The organism is Vibrio sp. Vb1554, from assembly GCF_033344235.1.
In genome coordinates, this window is sequence record NZ_JAWPOJ010000023.1 from 33026 (window position 1) to 45178 (window position 12153).

A 12153-nucleotide genomic window follows, 5' to 3' on the forward strand; every position below is an offset into this window, starting at 1 on the left:
CTATTAGCTCGTTGGTAATAAATTCTGTTTAAAATCATTCAGTAAGTCTTGAACAAACTGAATGCGTTTACGTCGGTCCACCAATGGTACGCTAAACTTGAACTTAGTTGGACCTTCCATTGCAAATTTTTGCGGCTGTGATTGCAGCAGTTTAACTAAATACGCTGGATTTATGTCAGCATCAGGGTAAAACTCGATAAATCCACCTTTATCATGGGCTTCTATCTTTTTCGCTTTTAAACTACCAGCCGAAATTTTCAATTCTGAGACGGCAAGTAAGTTCTTTGTTGCGTCTGGAAGCAGACCAAAGCGATCAATCAGTTCCACTTTTAGCTCTGATAGTTCATCACTGCTTGTGACACTCGCAATGCGTTTGTACATCGACAGTCGTGTGTTTACATCCGGAATGTAATCATCTGGTAAGAGCGCTGGGATTCGCATTTCCACTTCAGTTTGCTCACGAAGCAGCTCATCCAAAGATGGCTCCTTGCCTTCTTTTAATGCTTGCACTGCTTGTTCCAGCATTTCCATATAAAGTGTAAAACCAACGGATTGAATTTGCCCACTTTGCTCATCACCAAGCAGCTCACCAGCACCACGGATTTCTAAATCGTGGGTTGCTAACGTAAAGCCAGCACCTAAGTCTTCCAGTGAAGCAATCGCATCAAGACGCTTGATGGCATCTTTGGTCATGGCTTTTGGATGTGGCGTTAATAAGTAAGCATAGGCTTGATGGTGCGAACGTCCAACACGGCCACGTAATTGATGCAACTGCGCCAAGCCAAGATTGTCCGCACGATCCATGATTATGGTATTCGCCGTTGGTACGTCGATACCGGTTTCGATGATGGTTGTACACACCAACACATTAAAGCGCTGATGGTAGAAGTCATTCATGATTCGCTCAAGTTCGCGCTCGCGCATTTGACCATGAGCCACGGTAATGCGTGCCTCTGGGATGAGTTTCTGTAAGTCTTCTGCCGTTTTTTCAATGGTTTCAACCTGATTGTGCAGGAAGTAAACCTGACCACCACGCATAATTTCACGCAGTACCGCTTCACGGACCACTGGCTCTTCTTTTTGTCGAACAAAGGTTTTAATGGCTAAACGGCGTGCAGGAGGTGTCGCGATGATCGACAGGTCTCGCATGCCACTCATTGCCATATTCAGTGTGCGTGGAATTGGTGTTGCGGTGAGGGTAAGAATGTCCACATCCGCACGCATTGCTTTGACTTTTTCTTTTTGACGAACCCCAAAGCGGTGTTCCTCATCAACGATCAACAAACCTAAATCTTTGAATTTAATGTCGCTCGAAAGCAGCTTATGCGTACCAACGACAATATCGACTTTACCATCGGCAACGTCTTGCAGAATGACTTTTTGTTCTTTGGCAGATTTAAAACGAGACAGTACTTCAACTCGGATTGGTAAGTTGGCAAAACGGTCACGGAAGTTTTCGAAATGCTGCTGAGCAAGCAAGGTTGTTGGTACGAGTACGGCGACCTGTTTACTGTTATCCGTTGCGACAAATGCTGCGCGCATAGCGACTTCCGTTTTACCAAAGCCCACGTCACCACACACTAAGCGATCCATCGCTTTTGCCTGGCACATGTCTGACAAGACGGCATTGATGGCCATCGCTTGGTCATCTGTTTCTTCAAACGGGAATGTTGCTTTAAATGTTGCGTATTGCCCACGATCTAGCTCAAATTTGAAGCCCGGTTTTAATTCTCGTTTTGCATACACATCCAGCAATTCTGCCGCGACATCACGCACTTTTTCTGCCGCTTTACGACGTGCTTTTGCCCACGCTTCACCACCTAATTTATGCAGTGGCGCACTCTCTTCAGCGCCGCCAGAATAACGGCTGATAAGATTCAGTGATGAAACTGGCACGTAGAGCTTGGCATCGTTTTGATACTCAAGGGTGACGTATTCCGTTTTCATACCACCGGCTTCAAGTGTTTGTAAACCGATGTAGCGGCCAATACCGTGATCAATATGAACCACAGGTTGGCCGGGTTTTAGTTCGGCAAGGTGGCGAATAACGGTGTCACTGTTGACGGCTTTTTTATCTTTGCGGCGTCGCTGGATAACACGGTCACCGAGTAGATCACTTTCACAGATCAGAGCGAAGTTCAGCTCTTCGTGAATGAAACCATGCTCTGCTGCGCCTAAGACCAAGCTGAATCGATCACCCGAGTCTAGAGCTTGGTAAAGTGAGCCATGTACGACTGGCCGAACTTTGATGCCTTGCAACAGCTCCGTTAGTGCTTCACGACGACCTTCTGACTCTACCGAGAAAACGATTTTGCCGCTGAATTGCTCACTAAACTGACGAAGGCGCGAGAGCGGCTCTTTATTTTGTTGTTGAACGCCAAGCTCGGCTAACGATTGTACTGGTAGGTTTTGACGACCGGCACGCTTAACCACTTTATCTAGGCTCAATTGAGCGATAGGGAGCTGTTTTAGTTGACTGAAAAGTTCGTCTTTTTTCAACCAAAGCTGTTCAGGAGTCAAAAGAGGACGCAGCGGATCAACTTTTTTCTGGTCGTATCGATATTCGACATCGGTTAAGAAAGTATCGACCGCAGATTCGATATCACCATATGTGATGACTTGAGAGTCTTCTGGCAAATATTCAAATAAAGTCTCGGTATGGTCAAAAAACAGCGGCTGCCAATACTCAATACCAGCGGGCCACGTGCCTTTGGTCACTTGCATGTAGATTGATTCAGGCTCGCGGCGTGCGTCGAACTGGGTGCGCCAACGTGTACGGAAATCTTCAATCGCTTCTTTAGTGGTTGGGAACTCATGTGCAGGCAGCAATTGGATTTGCTGAATATCGTCGATAGAGCGTTGGTTCTCTGGATCAAACGTGCGAATGGTATCTATTTCATCATCAAAGAAGTCGATGCGGTACGGGTCATTGCTGCCCATAGGAAAGAGATCCAGAATAGACCCACGACTTGCATATTCACCTGGCCCAAATACTTGATCTACATGGCGGTAGCCTGAATTTTCAAGTTGTACACGTAACTTCTCTAGCGAGAGCCGATCACCAGTTTTCACCATTAAAGTGTGTTGCAACAGAAAATCACGTGGCGATTGGCGTTGCAATACTGTACTGACCGGGACGATGGTTATGCCATCACGTTGACTTGGCAGTTGGTATAGGCGTGCGATACGTTCAGAGATGATTTCTTGATGCGGAGAAAAGTTATCGTAAGGCAGCGTTTCCCAGTCGGGGAACAGGCTTACCGTTTGGTCGGTGAATTGCTCAATCTCTGCCTGAAGCTTTAAAGCGATTTGCGGGTCAGGCACAACGAGTAGCGAGTGACTCGAATGCTGCTTGGCCAGCTCTGCAATGGCTAGAGGTAGAGCTGCGCCCGGCAAATTACCTAGCTGTTTTTTGTCGCCACGCTCTGAAGGGTTTGTGACGGAAAGAATCGTTGCTTTTGTCATAGGAATTATTTTTTATCTCGCTCCATCGAGCGCTGACGTAAAAGTTTTTGTTGTTGATACAGTGCCGCCTTTATCAGTAAATCTTGATCAGATTCTCGGAGCATCTTGTATCTAAGCGTGATAATGAAATCTTGCTCTGAAGCATCACATTCTTCTACTTGAGCGTAACAGTAAATCGCCGCAGCAGGGTGATCGAGGAACAGTTTAACACGAACGAGTTGTTGAGTAGTTAACGCTGTATCTGAGCGGAAACTGAGTTGACTAGCACCAAACTGCGTCGTTTGATATCGAATGGAGGCGTCATCTTGTTGTGAAAGCATAAAGCTCAACAAGAGGTTAAGTTTCGCGTTTTGCGTATCAAGCAAGTTGATCACATGCTTTAACTCTTTGTTTTTCAGCCCTAGACGCGCGTTGTCTGCCAACATATCTAAGTGACTAAATTCACTGGCGACAATAAATGGTGCTGGAATTTCGGAGGCAAATGTTTCTTCATCTGGCAAAGCAAAGTCCGCACTCAACGTTTCGACGTTGATGGTGAGGTTATGATGGACGGTAAAGTATTCTTGCTCTGTCATATAGTCGATCCTTTTGCCAGTGAGCGCTCCTTGCTCACTCAACAAACAAAGAGAAATAGGGCACTGATTATCGCTAACTGAATGAAGTTATCAAGTTTAGCCGATTTGTCCTTGAACTTTTTGCCCTAAATACAGACTTATTGCATGTCGTTGACAAATTTAGCGATTCTCTTGTCTTCTTAATGAGAAGAGTAAGGTAAGATAATCCGCTAAAGCTTTATATCAAAACAACCAGTTGGTTTGTCTTATATGTATCATCCTATCTCATTGTTTATTGGCTTAAGGTATCTTCGGGGACGCTCTGGAGATAGGTTCAGCCGATTTGTTTCTTATATGTCGACGGCGGGTATTACGATCGGTGTAATGGCGTTGGTGACGGTTCTTTCTGTGATGAACGGGTTTGAATCGCAGTTAAAAGAACGCATTTTAGGTGTGCTACCTCATGCCGTGGTTTCGCAACACGATGGAAAAACGCCTATGACCGAGTCTGCCCCTCCATTTGTTCAAGCGATGTCGAGTGAATCTCAGCCGGAGCCTATCGTTAGAGGAGAGGCTGTTATTCAGAGTTCTGCACAGCTGACGGCTGGTTACCTCATCGGTATTGAACCTAAGAAAGGCGATCCGATTAGCAACCATTTGATTGCCGGACGATTATCGTCACTTCAAGCAGGTGACTACAATGTATTTTTGGGTCACAGTTTGGCGCGTTCACTAAAGGTCTCAATCGGGGATAAAGTGCGCTTGATGGTGACCAACGCAACGCAGTTTACCCCACTTGGCCGTATTCCTAGCCAGCGAAACTTTACTGTCTCAGGCATTTTCAATACGGGATCGGACGTTGATGGTCAATTAATGATTGTGAACATGACGGATGCATCTAAGCTGATGCGTTTCCCTAAAGACACGGTTTCTGGTTGGCGTGTCTTTTTCTCTGACCCATTTATGGTGACGGATTTTGCTGACCAACCCATGCCTGATGGGTGGCAATGGAGTGATTGGCGCGAACAGCGTGGTGAGCTTTTCCAAGCGGTGAAAATGGAAAAGAACATGATGGGACTTATGCTAGGTCTAATTGTGGGTGTCGCTGCATTCAATATTATCTCCGCTTTAATCATGGTGGTAATGGAGAAACAATCAGAAGTCGCAATATTGAAAACTCAAGGCATGACTCAATCTCAAGTGATGACCATTTTCATGGTGCAAGGTGCAAGTAGTGGTGTAATTGGCGCGATTGTTGGTGGCGCTGCGGGCGTGATCTTGTCACTTAATCTAAATGCGATTCTTGAATCTGCTGGTGTGGCGCTATTCAGCTTTGGTGGTCATCTACCCATCTTGATTGATTCACTGCAAATTCTTTTAGTGGTGGTATTGGCGATTGCTCTTAGCCTTGCTGCTACGCTTTATCCTTCTTATCGAGCATCTTCTGTTAAACCTGCTGAGGCACTTCGCTATGAATAAGCTATTAGAATGTCGTGATATTCGTAAAGTCTACCGAGAGGGTTCGTTAGATACGGAAGTGTTGAAAGGCGTAAGTTTCGATATCGACAAAGGGGAGTTGGTTTCTATTGTTGGCTCTTCTGGTTCGGGAAAAAGTACCTTATTGCATATTTTAGGTGCGTTAGATGACGCAACTCATGGTGAAGTTGATTTTCTAGGGCAAAACCTATCAGCTTTGAGCTCGAACAAACAGGCGGCATTACGCAACAAGCACCTTGGTTTTGTATACCAGTTTCATCACTTATTGGCTGACTTTACTGCGCTTGAAAATGTGGCGATGCCACTGATGATTGGCGGTGCTAAAGTAGCGGATGCAAAACAGGCGGCTAAAGCGCTGTTAGATAAAGTTGGTTTGAGTCATCGGATGCAACATAGACCCTCCGAGTTATCGGGCGGTGAGCGTCAGCGTGTTGCGATTGCGCGTGCATTGGTGAATAAACCTGATCTGGTCTTGGCTGATGAACCTACGGGGAACTTAGATCACAATACGGCACTGTCTATCTATGATTTGATGCGCGAGCTCAATAAAGAGTCAAACATTGCATTTTTGGTTGTCACGCATGACAAAGAGCTGGCAGCAAAAATGGATCGTCAAATGCACATGCAAGATGGTTTGCTCGTAGATCGTTTTGTGACTGATACAGCATCTGCGGAGGGCTAGTTTTGTTTACCTCTTTAGCTTTGATGATTGGTGGTCGCTTCAGTCGAGCGAAAAAGCGCAACAAGATGGTGTCTTTCATATCGCTTTCTTCGACCATTGGTATTGCGGTTGGCGTTGCTGTGATCATTATCGGTTTGTCTGCAATGAATGGCTTTGAGCGCGAGCTGCAATCGCGTGTGTTGTCTGTGATCCCACACGGCGAGTTAGAAGGTGTTAATGGACCACTTCATGACTACACCAAAACGATGAATCAAGCTCTAAAACATGAACATGTTGTCGCGGCAGCACCGTACGTTCGTTTTACGGGTTTGGCAGAAAAAGGCAGTAAGCTAAAAGCGATAGAAGTTCGTGGCGTAGAGCCTACTTTCGAGCAAGCGGTGTCGAGCTTATCGAATTTTATTGATCAAGCAGCTTGGCAAAACTTTTATGCCGGTCAGCAGCAAGTGATCTTAGGCCGAGGTGTAGCAAACGAGCTAAATGTCGCCGTGGGGGATTACGTTACGTTAATGATTCCGCAAACAGGCGGCGCAAATAAAGTGCAGGCTCCTAAGCGTGTGCGCGTGAAGGTGTCAGGGTTCTTAACGTTGAATGGCCAAATCGACCACTCTCTAGCGTTAGTACCATTAGCTGATGCGCAGCAATACGCGAGGTTAGGGGGAGGGGTCACAGGCATTTCACTAAAAACTGACGATGTTCTCAATGCGCCTTCTATTGTTCGTGAGGTTGGTAGCATGGTTGATGTTTACGTGTATTTGAAAAGCTGGCAGCAAAAGTTTGGTTTTTTGTATCGCGATATTCAGCTCGTGCGCACCATTATGTACTTGGTGATGGTACTGGTGATTGGCGTGGCATGTTTTAATATTGTGTCTACGTTGATGATGGCAGTGAAAGACCGAGCGGCGGAAATTGCAATTTTGCGAACAATGGGAGCAAAAGATAGCCTAATCAAACGGATCTTTGTTTGGCAAGGTGTATTCTCTGGTGTATTTGGCAGTCTCGTCGGCAGTGTTATCGGTGTCTTAGTGGCGTTAAACCTGACTCCGTTAATTAAAGGGTTAGAGAGCTTAATTGGTCATCAGTTTTTATCGGGTGATATTTACTTTGTTGACTTCTTACCATCACAACTACACTGGCCAGATGTGGCATTGGTGTCAGTGACGGCGATAGTGCTTAGTTTACTTGCGACGTGGTATCCTGCTTCTCGTGCCGCAAGGTTGAATCCGGCGGCTGTACTGAGTTCTAAATAGCTGATTGTTTTACAATATGCGAAATACAAAAAAGGACCGAATTCGGTCCTTTTTTGTATTTATCCGACTTGAGTAACATCGCGTTTCATTCTAACTGTTAGATGCCCCTCAACTGATAGCTCAAATGCTGATTTTTACGCAGTAAGGTCTTATCTTATTTTGCGTTTTTGCCAGCTCCGTACCACGGAGTAGCGCCAAAGCCCTCGAATTCCGAAGTAGCCAATAATCGCGGATACAACCCCACAAATTGCGCAGCCCAATAGAAATGGAGGTCCAATGGTGCTCATTTGCTGCATGATGAATTCCCACGATAGTTCAAAGTGAAAAGGTTGCGGGGGAAGACGCATCACTAGAGCACCTAGCTTGTACGCAAAGTAAAATAGCACAGGCATAGTGATAGGGTTGCTGATCCATACCAAAGCGACGGAGAGGGGCAGATTGACACCCAACATAATGGCCAAACCAGCGGCCATGATCATTTGGCTCGGCAGCGGAACAAAAGCCATAAATAACCCGACAGCAAAAGCCCCTGATGCCGAGCGGCGGTTTAAGCACCACAAGTTTGGGTTGTACAACACATTGCCGAAGACCTTCAATGCTTTTTGGCGTTTGATCAATTCATGATCTGGCATGAAGCGTTTTATCAGCTTTCTAGGCATAGGACAGCATGACTCTCTCAGAAAAAAGTTGGACCTTGGCGTTATTTTTAGCGAGCGTAATCTCGTCAGCTTGGTGGCCGACAATACCAGATTGGCGTTGGTTGCTGCTGGGAATAATAACCACTGGCTCAATAATCAAATTACGTCGTGGCTTAATTAGCATAGGCGCAATTGCGGGCTTTATGGTTGTCATCGTCCACGGCAATGTATTGGAGTCTCAGAGACAAGCCCTTTTTCAAGCAGGGGAGAATATTACCATAATTGGTAAAGTTGACAGCCCTTTTACGCAAATAAGTCACGGTTATGAAGGTATTGTCGCTATAGAAGCGGTAAATTCTCAAACTCTGTTACCTTTTCTTAAACCTAAAATCCGTCTTATTACGCCTTTTCCACTCGATGTTAACAGTGAGTTTACGACATCCATCTCGTTAAAGCCGATTACAGGTCTACGCAACGAAGCTGGCTTTGATGCTGAAAAGCACGCGATGGGTAAAAATATTATCGCCCGAGCGGTTGTCAACAAAGACGCTAAGTGGATTGTTCGTTCTAATGTATCTCTGCGTCAATCCATTATTGCCGATGTCGCTGATGATGTGTCTTCCCTTCATCATTTCTCGTTAATAAGTGCGTTAGTTTTTGCTGACCGTTCTTGGTTGTCTAAGGAAGATTGGCAAGCGCTCAGGGACAGTGGTTTACTGCATTTGGTCTCCATTTCTGGTTTACATATTGGTATGGCGTTTACTTTTGGGCTAGTCGTGGGCGGTACCGTTCGTTATCTATTACCCCAATAACAGTTGTTGCCTAGCTTATATGGGCTGATCTTCGCTGTTGCCTACGCTTGGTTAGCGGATTTCTCTCTGCCTACTACGCGAGCAGTGTCGGTATGCGTTGTTTACGTTCTCCTGAAGTATACTCTGGTGCACTGGACTTCTTGGCGAGTTCTTTTGCTTGCAGTATCTCTACAACTGCTTGTTCAACCTTTTGCATCCTACAGTATGAGCTTTTGGTTATCATACCTCTCCGTTTGTGCGGTATTGTTCGCAATTAATTTGATTCGACATCAAAGGGGAGGTTGGAAAGCGAGATTAAAAGCGTTATTGCTTACTCAATTGATGTTGAGCGCTTTAATCGTACCTGTTAGTGGCCATTTCTTCTCCGGTTTTAGTTTGTCCTCAATAGCCTACAACTTGGTATTTATTCCTTGGTTCGGATTTATCGTTGTACCTTTGATGTTTCTAGCCCTGTTCTCATCTTTGTTTCTTGAAATGATAGCGAAGCCTCTGTGGCATTTGGTGGACTGGTCATTACAGCCATTGAGCACGTCAATACAGTACGCAGTAGGTTCTTGGCAATCCATTAGCATGGAAATGACAATGCTGGTTATGGCGATAGTGGTTTGCTTAATATTTCAACGGTTCATGTCTCATTACGCGTGGTATTTGTTACTCGGCATCGTTATTAGTATCAAGCTTGCATCGAAGTATGAACCGAGTTGGCGTATCGATGTATTAGATGTAGGTCATGGCCTTGCAGTGGTTGTAGAAAAAGACGACAAGGTGTTGCTGTATGACACTGGTAAAGCATGGCAAAGCGGCAGTATCGCAGAGCAGGTCGTCACTCCGGTTTTGCATCAACGAGGTTATGAAAGCATAGATACACTGATTCTAAGCCATTTCGATAATGATCACGCAGGCGGCCGCTTTTTCATTGAAGATGCCTTTTCTCCACAGCGTAAATTTAGTAGTCAATTCTTTATCGGATATGAACCTTGCACTAGAGGCGACCAATGGAAATGGCAAGGATTAAACATGGAAGTGCTCTGGCCTCCTGCACTTGTTCAACGTGCGTATAATCCGCACTCCTGTGTATTACGACTTACTGACCCTATTTCTAACTTTAGTATGCTTTTTACTGGTGATATTGAGGCCATTAGCGAGTGGATATTGCTTAGAGAGCCCGGAAAGTTACAAAGCGATGTGATGCTAGTCCCTCACCACGGGAGTAAAAGTTCATCGAATCCTCGATTTATCGAGGCGGTGAGCCCGAGTGTGGCAGTTGCTTCTTTAGCAAAAAACAATCGATGGGGAATGCCAGCGGAAAATGTCGTTGCTTCATACCGAAAGCTTGGCATTACTTGGCTTGATACTGGTGAGGGTGGTCAGGTAAGCTTCTTTATTCACCGTGATAATTGGCGCTCAGAAACCAAACGTAGCGATACATTTGAGCCTTGGTATAGGCAGATGCTGCGTAAGGGAGTAGAATGAGAGTCTTAATGTAAGAAAATAAAGCACTTCTATGTCGATAAATACTGATGAAACGACTTGGCAGACGTTTAAGCGTCTATGGCAATTTATTCGCCTTTATAAGTCAGGTCTTGTCGTTGCAGTCATTGCATTAGTTATTAATGCCATATCAGATACCTATATGATTTCCCTGCTAAAACCACTACTCGATGAAGGTTTTGGGAACGCTGAATCTGATTTTTTACGCACGCTTCCATTGATTATTTTTGCCATGATGTTCATCCGTGGCATAAGTGGATTTGTCTCCACCTACTGTTTGAGCTGGGTATCTGGCAACGTAGTTATGCAAGTCCGTCGCATGGTGTTCAATCACTTTATGCATATGCCAGTGTCTTACTTTGATAAGGAAAAGACGGGCAATTTATTGTCGCGTATAACCTACGACTCAGAGCAAGTGTCAGCGGCAACTAGCCAAGCGTTGGTGAGCATTGTCCGTGAAGGCGCAAGTATCATTGGTCTGTTAGTTTTGATGTTTTACAACAGCTGGCAATTGTCGCTAGTGCTGTTTGCTGTTGCTCCCGTTGTAGCATGGGGTATTGGTGTTGTTTCTAAACGTTTTAGAAAAATATCCAAAAATATGCAGACCATGATGGGTAACGTAACTGCATCAGCAGAGCAGATGCTGAAAGGCCATAAAGTTGTGTTGAGCTATGGCGGCCAAGACATCGAACGTAAACGATTTGAAAAAGTCAGCAACCAAATGCGTCAACAAAGCATGAAGTTGGTGACGGCTCAAGCGGCGGCTAACCCTATCATCCAAATGATTGCATCACTTGCAATTGTTGCCGTTCTTTATTTAGCAAGTATTGATTCGATTAAAGAGCAACTGACTCCAGGTACATTTACTGTTGTCTTCTCTGCAATGTTTGGTCTGATGCGCCCACTTAAAGCGCTGACTAACGTTACTTCTCAGTTCCAACGTGGTATGGCCGCGAGCCAAACGCTCTTCGCGTTAATTGACCTCGAGCCTGAGAAAAACGAAGGTAAGTTGACAGTTAAACGCGCAAATGGCGATGTTTCAGTTAAAAACGTAAGCTTTACTTACACTGGTGCAGAAAAACCAGCATTGGAAAATGTCAGCTTCGATATTCCAAGAGGAAAAACGGTGGCGCTAGTTGGCCGTTCTGGCTCAGGTAAAAGTACCATCGCGAACTTGTTCAACCGCTTCTATGATGTTGACAGTGGATCTATCACATTAGATGGGCATGATATTCGTGATTACGAGCTAAAGAATTTACGTCAGCAATTTGCACTAGTATCGCAAAATGTTCATTTGTTTAATGACACGATAGCAAACAATATTGCGTACGCAACGGATGGTCAATATGAGCGCAGTGATATCGAGAAAGCGGCAACACTCGCGCATGCGATGGAGTTCATCGGCAAAATGGATGATGGACTTGATACCATGATTGGTGAAAATGGTGCTAGCTTGTCTGGTGGTCAACGCCAACGTGTTGCGATTGCGCGAGCTCTATTGCGTGATGCTCCAGTGCTGATTCTTGATGAGGCAACTTCGGCTTTGGATACCGAATCCGAGCGAGCTATTCAAGCTGCACTTGATGAGCTGCAAAAAGACAAAACGGTACTTGTAATAGCGCACCGCTTATCCACAATCGAGAAAGCCGATGAAATTCTTGTGGTTGATGATGGTGCCATCATTGAACGTGGCAACCACGCTGAGCTTATTGAGAAAAATGGTGCGTATGCACAATTGCACCGTGTTCAGTTTGGTGAATAAGCGCG

General features: G+C 45.2%; 7 protein-coding genes and 1 pseudogene. 5 read left to right on the forward strand and 3 right to left on the reverse strand.

Features of this window, described 5'->3' with window-relative positions:
• Window positions 1-3: 3 nt before the first annotated feature.
• Entirely contained in the window at window positions 4-3465 is a 3462-nt protein-coding gene (gene mfd / locus R8N28_RS17705) for a transcription-repair coupling factor (RefSeq protein WP_054576370.1), read from the reverse strand.
• Window positions 3466-3470: 5 nt separating this feature from the next.
• Complete coding sequence (locus R8N28_RS17710; protein WP_065274290.1) at window positions 3471-4040, reverse strand: hypothetical protein; 570 nt, start codon at window positions 4038-4040, stop codon at window positions 3471-3473.
• 249 nt (window positions 4041-4289) lie between these two features.
• Here R8N28_RS17710 and lolC point away from each other — a divergent pair, with 249 nt between their 5' ends.
• The 3 genes from lolC to lolE are packed head-to-tail and all read left to right on the forward strand — an operon-like array spanning window position 4290 to window position 7445.
• Window positions 4290-5498 (forward strand): lipoprotein-releasing ABC transporter permease subunit LolC, encoded by a 1209-nt coding sequence (gene lolC, locus R8N28_RS17715; RefSeq protein ID WP_053349430.1) that lies wholly within the window; start codon window positions 4290-4292, stop codon window positions 5496-5498.
• A complete protein-coding gene (gene lolD, locus R8N28_RS17720; protein ID WP_005378457.1) occupies window positions 5491-6198 on the forward strand; it encodes a lipoprotein-releasing ABC transporter ATP-binding protein LolD in 708 nt (235 codons plus the stop codon). The genes lolC and lolD overlap by 8 nt, the downstream gene beginning before the upstream one ends.
• 2 nt (window positions 6199-6200) lie before the next feature.
• Entirely contained in the window at window positions 6201-7445 is a 1245-nt protein-coding gene (lolE, locus tag R8N28_RS17725; protein ID WP_065274291.1) for a lipoprotein-releasing ABC transporter permease subunit LolE, read from the forward strand.
• Window positions 7446-7594: 149 nt separating this feature from the next.
• Here lolE and R8N28_RS17730 read toward each other — a convergent pair whose 3' ends face one another.
• Window positions 7595-8104, reverse strand: coding sequence for a DUF2062 domain-containing protein (locus R8N28_RS17730; protein ID WP_005387834.1), 510 nt, complete (start codon window positions 8102-8104; stop codon window positions 7595-7597).
• 8 nt (window positions 8105-8112) lie between these two features.
• Here R8N28_RS17730 and R8N28_RS17735 point away from each other — a divergent pair.
• Together R8N28_RS17735 and msbA are read left to right on the forward strand one after the other, a co-directional pair.
• Window positions 8113-10368: pseudogene (locus tag R8N28_RS17735) on the forward strand (DNA internalization-related competence protein ComEC/Rec2).
• Between the two features lie 31 nt (window positions 10369-10399).
• Window positions 10400-12148, forward strand: coding sequence for a lipid A ABC transporter ATP-binding protein/permease MsbA (gene msbA / locus R8N28_RS17740; RefSeq protein ID WP_065274293.1), 1749 nt, complete (start codon window positions 10400-10402; stop codon window positions 12146-12148).
• The last annotated feature ends 5 nt before the right edge of the window (window positions 12149-12153 follow it).